At 36.9% G+C, this 15,792-nt stretch carries 14 protein-coding genes and 3 tRNA genes; 7 read left to right on the top strand and 10 right to left on the bottom strand.

What is annotated here, in order from left to right; all coding sequences use genetic code 11:
• Together ABYT26_RS16180 and nagB are read right to left on the bottom strand one after the other, a co-directional pair.
• Nucleotides 1-216, bottom strand: a 216-nt coding sequence (locus ABYT26_RS16180; RefSeq protein ID WP_372755790.1) for a hypothetical protein, incomplete at its 3' end; no start/stop codon positions are given.
• An 86-nt stretch (nt 217-302) separates the two neighbouring features.
• Nucleotides 303-2,285 (bottom strand): glucosamine-6-phosphate deaminase, encoded by a 1,983-nt coding sequence (nagB, locus tag ABYT26_RS16175; RefSeq protein ID WP_372755789.1) that lies wholly within the window; start codon nt 2,283-2,285, stop codon nt 303-305.
• Between the two features lie 268 nt (nt 2,286-2,553).
• Between nagB and ABYT26_RS16170 the strand changes: the two genes are divergently transcribed.
• Together ABYT26_RS16170 and murQ are read left to right on the top strand one after the other, a co-directional pair.
• Nucleotides 2,554-3,384 carry an ATPase gene (locus ABYT26_RS16170; RefSeq protein WP_372755787.1) on the top strand — a complete coding sequence of 277 codons (831 nt, stop codon included), beginning with the start codon at nt 2,554-2,556 and terminating at the stop codon, nt 3,382-3,384.
• 10 nt (nt 3,385-3,394) lie between these two features.
• Nucleotides 3,395-4,216 (top strand): N-acetylmuramic acid 6-phosphate etherase, encoded by an 822-nt coding sequence (gene murQ, locus ABYT26_RS16165; protein WP_372755785.1) that lies wholly within the window; start codon nt 3,395-3,397, stop codon nt 4,214-4,216.
• 75 nt (nt 4,217-4,291) lie between these two features.
• On the opposite strand, the gene ABYT26_RS16160 is transcribed toward murQ, so the two are convergent.
• From ABYT26_RS16160 to ABYT26_RS16130, 7 genes are all read right to left on the bottom strand, one after another.
• Entirely contained in the window at nt 4,292-5,011 is a 720-nt protein-coding gene (locus ABYT26_RS16160) for a FadR/GntR family transcriptional regulator (RefSeq protein WP_372755783.1), read from the bottom strand.
• A 311-nt stretch (nt 5,012-5,322) separates the two neighbouring features.
• On the bottom strand, nt 5,323-6,693 hold the full coding sequence (locus tag ABYT26_RS16155; protein WP_372755781.1) for a dipeptidase: 1,371 nt from the start codon (nt 6,691-6,693) through the stop codon (nt 5,323-5,325).
• A 165-nt stretch (nt 6,694-6,858) separates the two neighbouring features.
• Nucleotides 6,859-7,440: a DUF3109 family protein gene (locus ABYT26_RS16150; RefSeq protein WP_372755779.1), complete on the bottom strand. Its 582-nt coding sequence runs from the start codon at nt 7,438-7,440 to the stop codon at nt 6,859-6,861.
• Nucleotides 7,441-7,542: 102 nt separating this feature from the next.
• Entirely contained in the window at nt 7,543-9,072 is a 1,530-nt protein-coding gene (gpmI, locus tag ABYT26_RS16145; RefSeq protein WP_372755777.1) for a 2,3-bisphosphoglycerate-independent phosphoglycerate mutase, read from the bottom strand.
• A 262-nt stretch (nt 9,073-9,334) separates the two neighbouring features.
• Nucleotides 9,335-9,407 (bottom strand) — tRNA-Phe (locus tag ABYT26_RS16140).
• A gap of 278 nt (nt 9,408-9,685) precedes the next feature.
• Nucleotides 9,686-9,758 (bottom strand) — tRNA-Phe (locus ABYT26_RS16135).
• Nucleotides 9,759-9,791: 33 nt separating this feature from the next.
• Nucleotides 9,792-9,864, bottom strand: a tRNA-Phe gene (locus ABYT26_RS16130).
• Between the two features lie 126 nt (nt 9,865-9,990).
• Here ABYT26_RS16130 and ABYT26_RS16125 point away from each other — a divergent pair.
• Nucleotides 9,991-11,211 (top strand): M16 family metallopeptidase, encoded by a 1,221-nt coding sequence (locus ABYT26_RS16125; RefSeq protein ID WP_372755775.1) that lies wholly within the window; start codon nt 9,991-9,993, stop codon nt 11,209-11,211.
• Between the two features lie 2 nt (nt 11,212-11,213).
• On the top strand, nt 11,214-11,855 hold the full coding sequence (locus ABYT26_RS16120; protein WP_372755773.1) for an O-methyltransferase: 642 nt from the start codon (nt 11,214-11,216) through the stop codon (nt 11,853-11,855).
• Between the two features lie 10 nt (nt 11,856-11,865).
• Here the strand turns inward: ABYT26_RS16120 and ABYT26_RS16115 are convergent, their stop codons facing one another.
• Nucleotides 11,866-12,642 carry a histidine phosphatase family protein gene (locus ABYT26_RS16115; protein WP_372755771.1) on the bottom strand — a complete coding sequence of 259 codons (777 nt, stop codon included), beginning with the start codon at nt 12,640-12,642 and terminating at the stop codon, nt 11,866-11,868.
• A 272-nt stretch (nt 12,643-12,914) separates the two neighbouring features.
• On the opposite strand from ABYT26_RS16115, the gene selD reads away from it, so the two are divergent.
• The 3 genes from selD to ABYT26_RS16100 form a co-directional block, all read left to right on the top strand.
• Nucleotides 12,915-13,955 carry a selenide, water dikinase SelD gene (gene selD / locus ABYT26_RS16110; RefSeq protein WP_372755769.1) on the top strand — a complete coding sequence of 347 codons (1,041 nt, stop codon included), beginning with the start codon at nt 12,915-12,917 and terminating at the stop codon, nt 13,953-13,955.
• A gap of 6 nt (nt 13,956-13,961) precedes the next feature.
• On the top strand, nt 13,962-14,303 hold the full coding sequence (gene yedF / locus ABYT26_RS16105; protein WP_372755767.1) for a sulfurtransferase-like selenium metabolism protein YedF: 342 nt from the start codon (nt 13,962-13,964) through the stop codon (nt 14,301-14,303).
• 709 nt (nt 14,304-15,012) lie between these two features.
• Nucleotides 15,013-15,792: TonB-dependent receptor plug domain-containing protein (locus ABYT26_RS16100; RefSeq protein ID WP_372755765.1), on the top strand; the 780-nt coding region annotated here is incomplete at its 3' end.

Below are 15,792 nucleotides of genomic sequence, written 5' to 3'. Positions count from 1 at the left end.
TTCCTTCTGTTTAGAATCTATTTGCACACTATTGCATTGAAATTCAAAGGGAAAATCTTTGGATATTTGTTCCACAAAAACTTGCGCTGCATTTTCCACTTTCCGTTTCTGTGGATCTAATTTTTCGACACCTCTAACCTGAAAGCTTGTCAGAAATATCAAGCAAATCAGGTAAATTAACTTTGAAAACCGAAAAATTTGATGAGTAGTGAACATGAAAATTATCGTTTTGTAGTTAAAATGAAGCTATTATAGAGAATTTCCAAATTCGATTAACAGAATTTGGAAATTCTCAGATAAATCTAAACAATAAACCTAACAAAAGCTTCGATTGCCTCGTATTCTGCCAAACCTAATTTGTTAAACAAATCAGCAGTAGCACGGTTTCTTTCTTCAGAACGTTGCCAAAACAAACGGGAATCATTCCCCAAAAATGGAGCACTCTCCATTTGCGTTTGGTGACGCAATATAGCATTTCGTTTGTGTTGCAATTCTTCAGGACTAACAGGCACCGCCATCTGAATTTCATCCACATCCCATTCTTGCCAAGCACCACGGTACAACCATAAGTAGCAATCTTTCATCCACTCTTCGTTTTTCACGATTTGTAATGCTTGATAAATTCCTTCCCAGCATACACGGTGAGTTCCATGAGGATCGGACCAATCTCCAGCCGCAAATATTTGTTGAGGTTTTAATTTTCGTAGTAGATTCACCAAAATACGAACATCCTCTTCTCCCAAAGGATTTTTTTTCACTCTTCCTGTTTCATAGAAAGGTAGATCTAAAAAATGAAGGTTCTTCGAACGTATTCCTACAAATCGACAAGCCGCCTTAGCCTCTCCTCTTCGGATTAAAGCTTTCATATTGCGAACTTCTACAGTATCAATTTCTCCTGGTTTTTTATCTTCCAAAAGAAACTTACGTATGTCTTCGATTACGCACTGAAGATTTCCCTCATTGGTATCATGAACTTTTCCAAAACCTTTTACAAAAGACAAGTATCGAACTGCCTCGTCATCTGAAACAGCAATATTTCCTGACGTTTGATAAGCAACATGAACCTCATGATTTTGATCGACCAAACGTTTTAATGTTCCTCCCATTGAAATCACATCATCATCGGGATGCGGACTAAAGACCAACACTTTTTTACTTGCTGGTTCAGCTCTTTCCGGACGATTAGAATCGTCAGCATTAGGCTTACCACCTGGCCAACCGGTAATGGTATGTTGTAAATCGTTAAATACTTTTATATTAACCTCATAAGCAGAACCATAAACAGCCAACAACTCACTCAGTCCATTATCGTTATAATCACGATTGGTTAATTTCAAGATTGGTTTGTGCAATTTTTTACACAACCAAACACTTGCCTTTCGCATCCAATAACGATCCCATTCAACACTTCCTACCAACCATGGATTTTTCACTCTTGAAAGCTCGCTGGCAGCTGGAATATCCAAAACAAATTTCACATCTGCGTGACGTTGCAAATAACTCGCAGGCACTGCATCGCATTGAGCTTCCTCCAATGCCTTTTTCACAATAGCAGCTTTGCCTTCTCCCCAAGCCATCAACACAACACGTTTGGCTTTAAATATGGTTCCAACTCCCATTGTTATGGCTGCCTTAGGCACATTATCCAAACCACCAAAATCTTTACCTGCATCACGTCTTGTTAATGCATCAAGCATGATCAAACGAGTTTTGGAATCAAGTTGAGAGCCTGGCTCATTGAAACCGATGTGCCCGGTTCGACCAATTCCCAAAATTTGGAAATCCAATCCGCCATAAGAATCAATCTGATCTTCATAGCTTTTACAATATCCTGTAACCAAATCTTTGCTCACTTCCCCATTAGGGACATGAATTTGATCCTTAGGAATATCGATATGGTTGAACAAAACATCATTCATATAATGATTGTAGCTCTGAACACTCAGATTCAACATTGGGTAATACTCATCTAAATTGAAAGTAATCACATTTTTGAATGATAATCCTTCTTCTTTATGCAAACGAATCAACTCTGCATAAACACCAAGTGGTGTTGCTCCTGTAGCCAATCCAAGAACACATTTTTCATTCAACTTTTGCTTCGCTAGAATTACATCCGCCATTTCTCGAGCAACCCATTTCACCGCATTTTTAGAGGTTGAAAAAATTTCTGCTGGCATTTTCTCATAACGAGTTTTTACAGTTCTGTCAAATTCATCGGTAGGCTGGTAATACAACTTAGCACCATCAAGTGGCTCACTAAATTGCAAAATCTGATTCTCCATTTTGTTATCTCCTGATTTAAATTACATTCACATCAAAAATAACATAGAAATTTAAATTTTCCAAAATTGGTCATACATGTTATTTAATACTTTTTAGCATTATTAAATTTTTATATATTTGTGTCAATAGAATTACAATGACTATAAACTAGTATAACAGGTGTATGCCACTGTATTACTGCAAATAAACCAGGAAAGTACAAATCTCATTTTTTTTGTAACTTCATATAAAATTAATACTCATCATACATGTTATAAAAACAAAACTATGATTGCAATAGCAGAAAGTGGGTCAACAAAAACAGATTGGGTACTCCTGAACAAGGGAAGTGTTAGCCTTCGTCAACAGACCCTAGGAATTAATCCATACCATCAAAATACGAGTTCAATCATTAAAATAATTAGCTCACTAGAAGGCTTTGACTCGGTTCATCAGATCTTTTTTTACGGTGCTGGCTGTGCTACCGATGATAAAAAACTACTCATTAAAAATGCTTTACTCAAACAATTCCCTAAAGCTACTTCGGAAATAAACAGCGATATTTTAGCTGCCGCCCGTTCGGTATGTGGAAACCAAAAAGGCATTGCCTGCATTATGGGAACAGGATCGAATTCTTGCCTTTACGATGGCAAAAATATCCTACACAATGTCTCTCCTTTGGGTTATATCCTAGGCGATGAAGGCAGTGGTGCAGTTATGGGGAAAAAATTAATTGCTGACATTTTAAAAAATATTGCTCCAGAAGATCTGAAAAATTCATTTTATCAGAAATATGATTTGAAATATGCGGATATCATCAACAAAGTATACAAGGAAGAAGCTCCTAGTCGATTTTTAGCTCAGTTTACAGTTTTTCTTTCCGAACACCTACAGCATCCATACATTTCGAAATTGGTAACCGATAGCTTTACTGAATTCTTTGAACGAAACATAAAACAATACGAACACTACAATAAGCTGCCTATACATTTTATTGGAAGCATTGCTTTCTATTTTAAAAATGAATTGGAATTTGCAGCAAACAAATCAAACCTTTCTTTGGGGAAAATTACCAAAAGTCCCCTAGAGGGATTAATCCACTACCATGTGGAAAATTAATTCAATCAGAATGAACAAAACCAATAACGAAAACAGAGTAACGGAAGCACCCTCGAACTTTTCTAACCTAGAAAACATGTCGGTGAACGAGCTTTTGACTGGCATCAATCAAGAAGATGCTCAGATTCATCTGGCTGTAAAAAAAACCATTCCCACTATCGAAATTTTTGTTTCACAACTCATCGATCGTATCAAAGCAGGCGGACGACTTTTCTATTTAGGAGCAGGTACCAGTGGACGGCTTGGAGTACTTGACGCATCGGAATTACCTCCCACTTTTGGTGTCCCTGATAATATTGTAATTGGCTTGATCGCCGGAGGAGAAAAAGCCTTACGAAATGCAGTTGAATCTGCAGAAGATGACTGGAACCAGGCTTGGGAAGAAATTCAAAAATATGGATTCAATCCAAACGATTCGGTTCTTGGAATTGCAGCTTCGGGCACAACTCCCTATGTAATTGGAGGCATAAAGAAAGCTCGCGAAAATGGTTTTCTTACTGCTTGCATTACCTGTAATCCAGAAGCTCCTGTTTCAAAAGAAGCAGAAGTAGTTATGGAAGCCATAGTTGGACCAGAATTCGTCACTGGCAGTACCAGATTAAAAGCTGGAACTGCTCAAAAAATGATTCTAAACATGATTACCACTAGCCTAATGATTAAACTCGGACGAGTAAAAGGCAACAAAATGGTAAATATGCAACTCACCAATAAAAAATTAGTGGAACGAGGAACCCAAATGATTATGGATGAATTAAAATTAGATAAAGAACTAGCAAAAAGTCTACTTTTGAAATATGGCTCGGTAAATAAAGCCATCGAATCCTATAAATAATCCACAATAATAACACATAAAAAAACGGAGATTGATGATTCAATCTCCGTTTTGCATTTATCAAAATTCGTAATCTTATTTTTTCAGATACTGAGTATATATTTCCAAGGTTCTATTAATTTGTCCTACCATATGTTCCAAAGCCTTTTCTGCGTCTTTATCCCGAATAGCCTCATAAATCGCTCGATGAGCTGTAATAGTAAAACTTTTCTCTCCATCAACATTTGCATAAATCAAGTTGCGCATACGAGGCAACAAGGAATAGATTGGTTCCATGGTAATAATCACAATAGGATTCCCAGTAGCCTTTGCAACATTCAAATGAAATTTATTAATAATATCAGCCTCCATTTGAGTGTTATCCGGATCGCAATCTTCCAAATCTGTAATACTCTTAAGAATTTGTTCCAAATCCTTATCTGTTCTATTATTAGCAGCCATACGCGCAATCTCTGGCTCAAAAACCCGTCGAACTTCAATAATTTGAGGAATTAAGTTACTATCGAAACTTAAATCATAATATAAATTTAAGGAATCAATGGCATCTTTAATTTTTAATTCACTCACAAACATGCCACTGCCCTTTTTTATTTGGATCAATCCTCGTGCGCTTAATCTACGTAAAGCTTCTCGCAAAGCAGTTCTACTAACTGCAAACATCTCACACAATTCTCGCTCCGATGGAAGTTTGGCCCCAACCAATAATTTCTTCTGTCGAATAGCCTCTTCTATTCGGCGCTCAATCTTTTGACTAAGAGTTTGAGCTGATCCTATTTTTCCAAAAATCTCATCCATGAACCACAAATTTACTTCAATTGGTATGATCTGTTTATCCGCAACAAGCAAAGAAGCTGTTTTACACAAAAAATCTCACCACTAAACCCAAAGTACAAACATAATCAGAAAATTGCCGAATTTCAAGGTTTTGCCTTTATTTAAGTCCTTTACCTACTAAATTAAATAACAAAATAATAATTAGAATCTATATAAACCAACTATCCGAGCAACTATGAATGGAAATACAAATTGCTCATACCAAAATATATTTGCACACAAAAAAGGGCATTCTATTTGCGAACACCCTTTTCTTATATTTAGAAAAAATTTTATTTATTCAACTCAGCAAAATACTTGTAGAACAATGGAATTGTATTGATTCCATTGAAAAACTGTTCCAATGGATAGTTTTCATTTGGCGAATGAATTGCATCACTTTCCAAACCAAATCCCATCAATATAGATTTAATTCCCAAGATTTCTTCGAATGAAGAGATAATAGGGATGGAACCTCCTGATCGAACAGGGACAGGGCGCTTTCCATAAACTTCGGCATAAGCTTTTTCAGCAGCTATATAAGCTGGGAAATCAATCGGACACACATATCCTTGTCCCCCATGCAATGGAGTCACCTTCACTTTTACACAATCGGGAGCAATAGACTCGAAATGATCTTTAAATAAAACAGATATTTTTTCCCAATTTTGATTAGGAACCAAGCGAGTAGAAATTTTAGCGTAAGCTTTAGAAGGAAGAACAGTTTTAGCTCCTTCTCCAATGTAGCCACCCCAAATTCCACAAACATCGAAAGAAGGACGAATTCCGGTGCGTTCTGTTGGAGTATATCCTTTTTCACCAGCCAGCTCTTTTACATCAATTGCTTTTTTGTATTCTTCCACATCAAAAGGAGCTTCTGCCATCATGGTTCTTTCCTCTTTAGTAACTTCAATTACGTCATCGTAAAATCCAGGAATGGTAATGTGACCATTTTCATCCAACATTTTAGTAATCATTTTGGCCAACTCGTTGATAGGGTTTGCAACCGCACCACCAAACAATCCTGAGTGAAGATCGCGATTGGGTCCGGTCACTTCCACTTCCCAATACATTATACCACGCAAGCCTGTAGTAATAGACGGCATATCCGGAGCAATCATACCTGTGTCAGAAACCAAGATAATATCCGCTTGCAACATCTCTTTGTGATCTTCACAGAATTTTGGAAGGTTTTCCGAACCAACTTCCTCCTCACCTTCAATCATGAACTTCACGTTGCAAGGAAGACAATTGTTCTTCACCATATATTCAAAAGCTTTCGCGTGCATAAAAGACTGTCCCTTATCATCATCGGCACCACGAGCCCAAATTTTACCCTCTTTCACCACTGGCTCAAAAGGATCTGTATTCCAAAGATCGACAGGGTCGACAGGCATCACATCCATATGACCATATACCATAACGGTAGGCAATTTAGGATCTATAATTTTTTCTCCATAGGTAACTGGATTTCCTTTTGTTTCTATCACAACTGCCTTATCGGCACCAGCGTTCAGCAACAGCTGTTTCCAATATTCTGCAGCTTTGTACATTTCTGGTTTATTTGCTTCTATGGAACTGATGGAAGGTATTCGAATTAAGCCGAACAATTCTTCCAAAAATCGTTCTTTATTCGCATCAATATATGCTTTAATTTTATCCATGATAATGTGTTTATTGGATGTAAGTAAAATGAAAGTTTAAATATACATAGAAGGTGTGATTTTTAAATGATAGGGCTAAGAATTATTCCAACAACAAACCTTCTAAAAGCAAAAAAAACAGCAACTCGTATAAGCTGCTGTTTTTTATACTCATTCAGAGTATGATTATCTTTTTTTCATTATTTCGTCGATATGCTCTGCTGCATACTGTAGTTCTTCATACCATTCTTTACCATATTTTCTGATTAATGGTTCTTTTAAGAAAACATATACTGGCGTTCCATTTTTAAATCCCAATTCACGAGCTGGCTTACAAATCTCCCACTTGTTATAATTCACAGCATCAAATTCGGCATATTTCTCAATTCGAATTGGATACAACTGACATGAAATTGGTTTTCTAAAGGAGATTTTTCCATCTAAAAAAGCCTTTTCGATTCCACACATAGCAACTCCATTCTCGAAAATGGTATATACACATTCTTTTCCATTGATAATAGGGGTCACCAAATCATCATCAGAATCGATCATAGAAGTTCCCTGTTTTTCAATTTCAGCAATACCCTTTTCAGTGAGATAATCCTTGATATCAGGATAAATATCCTCGATAATTTTTTTCTCATCCTCTTCTAGTGGAGCACCAGAATCTCCCTCAATACAACAAGCCCCACAACACTTCGAAATATCACAAATGAATTTCTTTTCAATCACGTCAAGACTAACAATGGCTTTTCCTATCTGTAACACTATTCTACGCTTTTAGAATTTTAAAAAATCGGATTTTCTGCATAAAAAATCCGTACTACCTGCAAAGATAGTACGGAAACTTATATTTTCACTTTAAATTGATTATTTAATCAAAGATTTACCAGTCATATCAGCAGGCTTATCAATTTCCATGATGTCTAGCAATGTTGGAGCAACATCTGCTAAAATACCATTTTCCAATTTCTTTGTATTCTCTGTTACCCAAATACATGGAACAGGATTTAGTGTATGAGCGGTATTTGGAGAACCATCAGGATTTACTGCAAAATCAGCATTACCATGATCAGCAATAATGATCACATCATATCCATTTGCTTTTGCAGCCTCAACAACTTGCTGAGCACATTTATCGACAGTTTGAACCGCTTTCGAAATTGCCTCATAAACTCCTGTATGACCAACCATATCACCATTTGCAAAGTTCAAACAAACAAAATCTGCCGACTGAGCATTCAACTCAGCAGAAATCATATCGGCAACAGCTGGCGCAGACATTTCTGGTTGCAAATCGTAAGTTGCTACCTTTGGAGAAGGAACCATTAATCTTCTTTCCCCCTCGAATTCAGCCTCTCTACCTCCTGAAAAGAAGAAAGTTACGTGAGCATATTTTTCAGTTTCAGCAATACGAATTTGCTTTCTTCCCGCATTCGAAACCACTTCACCCATTGTGTTTTTTACGTTATCTTTATCATAGATTACGTTCACACCTTTGAAATTGGCATTGTAGCATGTCATAGTGTACCATTCGAGATCCATAATATGCATACCAAACTCCTTCTTGTCTTCCTGGGTAAACACCGTTGTCATTTGACGCAAGCGATCGGTACGGAAATTAAAACAAATTACCACATCCCCTTTTTCAATTTTTGCAAGTGGAGCTCCATCAGCATCAACGACAACAACTGGCTTAATAAATTCATCAGTTACTCCCTCGGCATATGATTCCTCAATAGCTGAAACTACATCTGTTGTAGCCTTACCTTCTCCTTTTGTATATAAATCGTAAGCCAATCGTACACGATCCCAGTTACTATCTCTATCCATTCCATAGTAACGACCAATAAGAGATGCGAATTTTGCTGAACCTGTTTTTTCTATGGCTTCAGAGAACTCTTTTACGAATCCCAATCCTGATTTAGGATCTGTATCACGTCCATCGGTCAAACCATGAACAAAAACATCTTTCAAACCAAAAGCCTGGGCAGCATCGCAAAGAGCAATCGCATGAGCACTTAACGAGTGAACTCCACCATCACCAATCAAACCAATCAAGTGCACCTTTTTACCATTTACTTTGGCATGAGTAAAGGCTTTAACAACTTGTTCGTTATCTTTCATGGTGTTTTTTTCAACAGCCATATTGATTTTTACTAAATCTTGATAAACTACACGACCCGCACCAATATTTAAATGTCCAACTTCTGAGTTACCCATCTGTCCATCAGGCAGTCCAACAAATCTACCCGACGCTTTCAACTGAGAGTTAGGATATTTAGCTAACAAGCTATCAATATAAGGAGTCTCTACTGATGAAATTACATCTGATTTTGACTTATCACCGATCCCCCATCCGTCGAGGATCATTAATAAAGCTTTTTTATTATTTGTCATTTTTAAGTATTTTATATCTTAAATTTTTTACCATCTCATCTAAAGTCCTACAAAAATATCCTATTAATTCAAATAAAAAAAATACATAGAGACTTGAATTTCTTTATTTTAAAATGAAAACGTTTGTAGTTAGCCATTTTTTAAATCTTTAACATTTCTAAAAATCAACTAAGCCAAACGACCCTTATATAATAACTGACAACTTTAACTAAAGGCTAATATTTATCCATAAAAAAAGCCGATCAAATGATCGGCTTTTGGGTGGTACCACCTGGAATCGAACCAGGGACACATGGATTTTCAGTCCATTGCTCTACCAACTGAGCTATGGTACCCTCTGTTTTGGTGCTACAAATGTAGAAAAAAAATTAGATCTACTAAACAAACAAAGCAACAAGAAACAAAAGATAGTGATTACAAATACCAATCTAATTAAGTATCAATTTTTTCACAAATTTATTTAGAATCATTCTAGGTTTTATTTTCGAAAAAATTCAATTGTAATAAGTGCAAATTATTCCCCACAACTTTTCGCCTTGATCCCAGATGTAAATGAAACTACTAATTTATGCACAAAAAAAATAGGAAGAGATATTAAATCTTTTCCTATTTGTGGTACCACCTGGAATCGAACCAGGGACACATGGATTTTCAGTCCATTGCTCTACCAACTGAGCTATGGTACCCCTTGGTATTTTGTTACTCGAAGAAAAAGATTGTGGTACCACCTGGAATCGAACCAGGGACACATGGATTTTCAGTCCATTGCTCTACCAACTGAGCTATGGTACCCTCTTTACTTGAGCGATGCAAAAGTACGCAAAAAAATAAAATCACCAAATAAATTCAATAAAATTAGAAAGGAATTTTATCGGAATCTAAACTTCTTACTACCTTTGCAGCCTAATAAATTAATATATGATATTCGAAACTCACACATTATCAAATGGTATCCGCTTAATTCATCATGCAGTGAATGCAAATGTTGCACATTGTGGAATTATTTTAAATACTGGCTCACGTGATGAAAAAAAAGAGGAATGGGGAATTGCTCACTACATAGAGCATGTTGTATTTAAAGGAACAACAAAACGCAAAGCATATCATATCCTAAGTAGAATGGAAGATGTAGGAGGTGAATTAAATGCCTACACTACCAAGGAAGAAACCTGTATCTACACCACTTTTTTAAATAAAGACTACAAAAGAGCATTGGAACTCATCAGCGACATTGCTTTTAACTCTATTTTCCCTGAAAAGGAGCTGGAAAAGGAAAAGGAAGTGATTCTTGACGAGATCAATTCCTACAAAGACTCTCCTTCGGAGTTGATTTTCGATGATTTTGAAGAATTGATTTTTAAAGATGACCCCATTGGACGAAATATTTTGGGAACCCCAAAACACGTAAAGAAATTCAAACGTGATGATATTCTTAACTTCATAAAAAACAATTACCACACCGATCAAATAGTAATTAGTTCGGTTGGAAACATCGATTTTAAAAAATTGGTGAAGATGGTTGAAAAATTCTTTGGAGCCATTCCAGAGAATATCCGCACAAGCAAAAGAACAAAACCAAACTCCTACGAAGCTCGCACGCAAACTATGGTCAAAAAGACCTACCAAAGGCATTGTGTAATGGGAAATATGGCCTACGATTTAAATGACGAGAAACGAGTTCCCTTATCGCTGCTTACCAATATTTTGGGAGGCCCGGGTATGAATTCCCGTTTGAATTTAAGCCTGCGCGAACGACATGGTTTAGCTTACAATATTGAAGCAAATTACACTCCTTATGTCGACACCGGTGTGTTTAGCATCTATTTTGGTACCGATAAAGGCTATTTAGATAAATGCCTGAGTTTAATCCATAAAGAAATGGACTTACTATGTACCAATAAATTAGGGATCGGTCAGTTACGAAGAGCTAAAAATCAGATGATTGGTCAAATTGCAATTTCATCGGAAAACAACGAAAATTTAATGCTTAGTCTTGGCAAGAGTTTCTTACTCTACAACCGCATCGACTCACTGGAGGAGCTCTACCAAAAAGTGGAAGGCATTAGTGCCGAACAGTTGCTCGAGGTAGCCAACGAAATTTTAAATAAAGATTTGCTAAGCACTTTGATGTACAAATAAACATGATAGAAGTTACTAAAGAACTTGAGGATTATATCCTAAATCATACCGAAACAGAAGAATCCGTTTTACAAGATCTCACCCGCGAAACGCATGTGAAAATGCTGCGCCCAAGAATGCTTTCGGGTCATTTACAGGGGAAATTTTTAAAAATGACTTGCCAAATGATCCGTCCTTTACGGATTTTGGAAATAGGAACTTACACGGGTTACTCTGCCATAAGCATGGCCATGGGAAGTGATGACAAGTGCGTAATTCACACCATCGACTGCAATGATGAACTAGAGCAATTTACCCGAAAATTCATCAAAAGATCGGGATTCGAAAATCGGATTCAGTTTCACATTGGAGATGCTTTGGACATCATCCCCCAGATCAACGAAAAGTTCGATTTGGTTTTTATTGATGCCGACAAACGTCAATACATTGAATATTTCGAAGCTATTTTCCCCAAAGTAAAACAAGGAGGATTCATATTGGCCGACGATGTTTTGTGGGACGGAAAAGTGGTAGGTGAAGTAGAAAGTAAAGACAAACAAACTCAGGGAATAATAGCATTCAACGAATTTATTCATAAAAATGAACAGGTGGAGAATTTACTTCTACCCATTCGTCATGGCTTAATGATGATCAGAAAAAAATAAACAGTCGATTTTACAAATCCACAATTTTAACAAGAATGGTAGCGCCAAGATGAAGATGTCCTTGTTTTTGAATCGGCTTCCAATCTTGTTTTTCCAATTCCGATTTGATGGCACCATTGAGCATTCCATGAGCCACTAAAATAGCCGTTCCCTCTTCTTCGGCTACTTTTCTCAAATTTTCGGCTGCTTGCATAGCGCGCTGTTTGGCTTCTTTATGACTCTCGATTCCTCGGTGATTGAAACCCAGAAGCCAACTTCCACGACTAAATGCTTGCCAAAAAGGCAAAGGTAATTTTAAAAAACTCGTGGCATCTACCATGCGAATTTCAAACTCTCGAAAAATAGAATCGCATACAATGGGGAACTGATCCCCAAAAATCTCCAATGCTGTTTCTTGGGATCGAGGCAAACTAGAACAATAAATATTATGTTGTTTTTGAAGCCTTACAGTCACTAATTTCGAATCGAAAGGAACAATGGTTGCCGAATTGTAATTGAAAACATACTGCTGCGCCTCATCGGCAGAATACAAAAAATTCTTTTTCACATTGGGTTTTGCATGCCGAATCAGATAGATCTGTAGCATTTTTTTCCCCCGCTGTGCCAAATCCGCTTGAAGAGCTGAATCTACCTCTGTGATGCATGTAAAAGTTCCACATTCCATATTTAAAGACCATCCTTTCAAGTCTTTTTCACTTGACAAATGACTTTGAGCAGAACATCCCCAAAGAGAGAATACGACAATCCCTATTAGGATTGTTTTTATAGTAGTATGATTTACGATCAAGTTTTGGATTTTTGAATGTTACAAAATCAAAATTAACAATTATTCGCTGATCTCAATAGTAAATATAATCGGGAAAATATGACAATCCCTATTGTGTACTAAAATCAAAATTATTCCAAATTCAATCTCGCAAATTTATCAAATCCACCAGGCAAAAAAACACGAAGCATCATCCCAATATGATTATATTTTTAACAATAAAATCAAAAAAATAAGAATATGAAAGCATAAAAAATAATATCTTTGCACCGTTTTAAAAGAGTAAAAACAATATGGAAACAAAAAAATTAACCCAATTTAGTCCTGGTGCAGGATGTGGTTGCAAAATATCACCCAAAGATTTAGAATGTATCTTAAAGAGCAGTAGTCCTGCCATTCCCAACCCAAGAATGTTGGTTGGAAACGACACAAAGGATGATGCTGCAGTTTACGATATGGGCAATGGACAGGCTTTAATTAGCACCACCGATTTTTTCACTCCTATTGTCGATGATCCATACGATTTTGGACGAATTGCCGCAACCAATGCCATCAGCGATATATACGCCATGGGAGGCAAACCAATTATGGCTTTGGCCATTTTGGCCTGGCCTTTGGAAAAACTATCTACCGACCTTGCACAAAAGGTAGTGGAAGGTGCTCGCGATGTTTGTGCAAATGCAGGAATTCAATTAGCAGGGGGGCATTCTATCGATATTTCCGATCCTGTGTTTGGACTTTCGGTAAATGGTATTGTAGCCACCGAACGAGTAAAGAAAAACAATACAGCAACTGCAAACTGTACTCTTTTCCTAACAAAACCACTAGGAATTGGGGTATTAACTACAGCTGAGAAAAAGAAATTAATTGCACACGAAAACAATAAATTCGTTGTTGATTTGATGTGTACTTTAAATAAAATTGGTGTTACTTTTGGAGAACAAGAATACATCAAATCAATGACCGACGTTACCGGATTTGGTTTGTTGGGCCATTTGAGCGAAATCTGCGAAGGCAGCCAGGTAAATGCTGAGATTGAATACGCTGCAGTACCAAAAATAGATGGCGTTGAAAAACTTATTCAGCAAGGATGTACTCCTGGAGGAACTCGAAGAAACTGGGCTTCCTACGGACATTTAATTGGAGATATTACCGAAGCACAAAAGGGTCTACTTTGCGATCCACAAACAAGTGGCGGACTTTTGGTAGCGGTTGAAAACAACCACATCGAAGAATTTGTTGCCTTAGCAAAAAGTGAAGGTTTTGATTTAAGTCCAATTGGAAAATTAATAGAACGCACTTCAAAAGAAGCAGCTTACATTAGCGTTAAATAAAAGATTATGCAAAGAAACACATTAATTCAAGTAACCCAAAATGGAATGGGAACAGGAAGCGAAGAGTTGGGTTTGCAACTAATCACCAACTACTTTAAACTGTTAGATGCCGATGGAAGAACACCCAAAATCATTGTTTTTTACAATGGTGGTGTAAAATTAATCTGTAAAAATTCTCCGGCCTTGGAAGCTTTGCAAAATTTACACAAAAAAGGAGTTCAATTGTTGGCTTGCAAAACATGTCTCTCTCATTTCGATTTACTAGATCAAATAGAGGTAGGTACAGTAGGTAGTATGCCCGATATTATTACTCTTCAGGCCAATGCCGATAAAATAATTAACTTATAATTGATTATTACAAAACAAATAGAAAGCTTATCTGAAACTCAGGTAAGCTTTTTTTAATATCCGGCTTAGGTGTCTCGCAGATGATTTCTCCCACTCAAAAAAGCATTCCTCATATCAAACATCAATTTTTTGATGATAGAGCATACATTCTTTCCATTTTGCCATCTACTTTTAATTAAACATTACATAAAGCTTTGTATCTTGGATATATAATTCTCTAGATATAATCCCTATTGAAGAAATATTTCGCATACTTACTTCTTATCCTGTTCTCATTTCAAACTTTTGAGACCGCATTAATATGTCTAAATTTTACAGCCAATCAAGATTTTTTTTCCGCAATATGCACCAACAAAGACAAGCCTAAGATGCAATGCAATGGCAAGTGTCACCTAAAAAAGCAAATCGAGCAAAGTAAACAGAATGAAAAAGATGAAGTAAAAACAGAAAAAGAAATTCAGATTTTCATTTCTCAAGCTACCCTATTTCTACATACTGTACATCCAAAAATCACAAAAACATATTCAATTGCCACCAGTATTCTTCCTCCCAGAAGATGCTCTTCTGCAATTTTTCATCCTCCGAAATCATTCTAAGTTATTTTTTTGTTATCCGATCAGCAACTGATTTATACTCAATGCTGATCCATTTGGTGCATGCCTTAGTTTTTCACTTTTGTTGTGCGCGATTACGAACCAAAAATACAAGAATGAAAAATTCAATATTCATTGGACTCCTATTACTAGGCTTTCAAGTCCATTCACAAACTACAATACAATTGCTTGATCAGGCAGACAGGGAACCCATTGCTTTTGCACACTTTATGTACTTAGAGCAGAAAGGCACTGCCAATGCCGAAGGAATGATTTCAATCAATTACCTAGCAGGAGAAAGTTTAATCCTTTCTCATATAAACTATGGAAAGCTTGAAGTTTCTTCAGAAAAAATAGTTCAAGCCATTCAATCGGGAGTCCTACTCCTTCCTAAAAGTTATATTTCGTTGCTACCAACTACTGTTATTGCCCGAGCAAAAGAAAAAACCGAAAATGATATCATGGAAGTACAAAGCAGCGATAAACTCTCGCATGATGCTGGCGATTTCCTGAGTCAGACAGCCCTAATCGGAGGTATCCGAAAAAGTGGCAGTTATGGTTTCGATCCTGTACTTCGCGGATTTAAATACGATCAGTTGAACCTTGTCATGGACAACGGTATTAGCGCCTCGGCAGCCTGTCCAAACCGCATGGATCCACCTGCAAGCCAGATACCCATGAGTATGGTCGATCAGGTTGAAATTGTAAAAGGTCCACACTCCCTGCGCTATGGAAGTGCCTTTGGCGGAAGCATACATTTTAAATCGGCACAAAGTAGTTTCAGCGAATCGGCCAAAGCATTTGGTCGTGCCAGCGGAAGCTACGAAAGCAATGGAAATATTTATCGCAGCGAAGCCATGGCTGGAACTAAAGGCAAATTTTACAACTTTGGAATT

This window comes from Labilibaculum sp. (genome assembly GCF_041595635.1).
GTDB lineage: Bacteria > Bacteroidota > Bacteroidia > Bacteroidales > Marinifilaceae > Labilibaculum.
Note: the sequence above shows the minus strand (reverse complement) of the source record. Positions and strands in the feature narration are given on the sequence as shown.

Bases quoted from the DNA above. Each gene is read 5' to 3' on its own strand.
- nagB (WP_372755789.1), bottom strand. From the start codon at position 2,285: ATGGAGAATCAGATTTTGCAATTTAGTGAGCCACTTGATGGTGCTAAG.
- ABYT26_RS16170 (WP_372755787.1), top strand. From the start codon at position 2,554: ATGATTGCAATAGCAGAAAGTGGGTCAACAAAAACAGATTGGGTACTC.
- murQ (WP_372755785.1), top strand. From the start codon at position 3,395: ATGAACAAAACCAATAACGAAAACAGAGTAACGGAAGCACCCTCGAAC.
- ABYT26_RS16160 (WP_372755783.1), bottom strand. From the start codon at position 5,011: ATGGATGAGATTTTTGGAAAAATAGGATCAGCTCAAACTCTTAGTCAA.
- ABYT26_RS16155 (WP_372755781.1), bottom strand. From the start codon at position 6,693: ATGGATAAAATTAAAGCATATATTGATGCGAATAAAGAACGATTTTTG.
- gpmI (WP_372755777.1), bottom strand. From the start codon at position 9,072: ATGACAAATAATAAAAAAGCTTTATTAATGATCCTCGACGGATGGGGG.
- ABYT26_RS16125 (WP_372755775.1), top strand. From the start codon at position 9,991: ATGATATTCGAAACTCACACATTATCAAATGGTATCCGCTTAATTCAT.
- ABYT26_RS16120 (WP_372755773.1), top strand. From the start codon at position 11,214: ATGATAGAAGTTACTAAAGAACTTGAGGATTATATCCTAAATCATACC.
- selD (WP_372755769.1), top strand. From the start codon at position 12,915: ATGGAAACAAAAAAATTAACCCAATTTAGTCCTGGTGCAGGATGTGGT.
- yedF (WP_372755767.1), top strand. From the start codon at position 13,962: ATGCAAAGAAACACATTAATTCAAGTAACCCAAAATGGAATGGGAACA.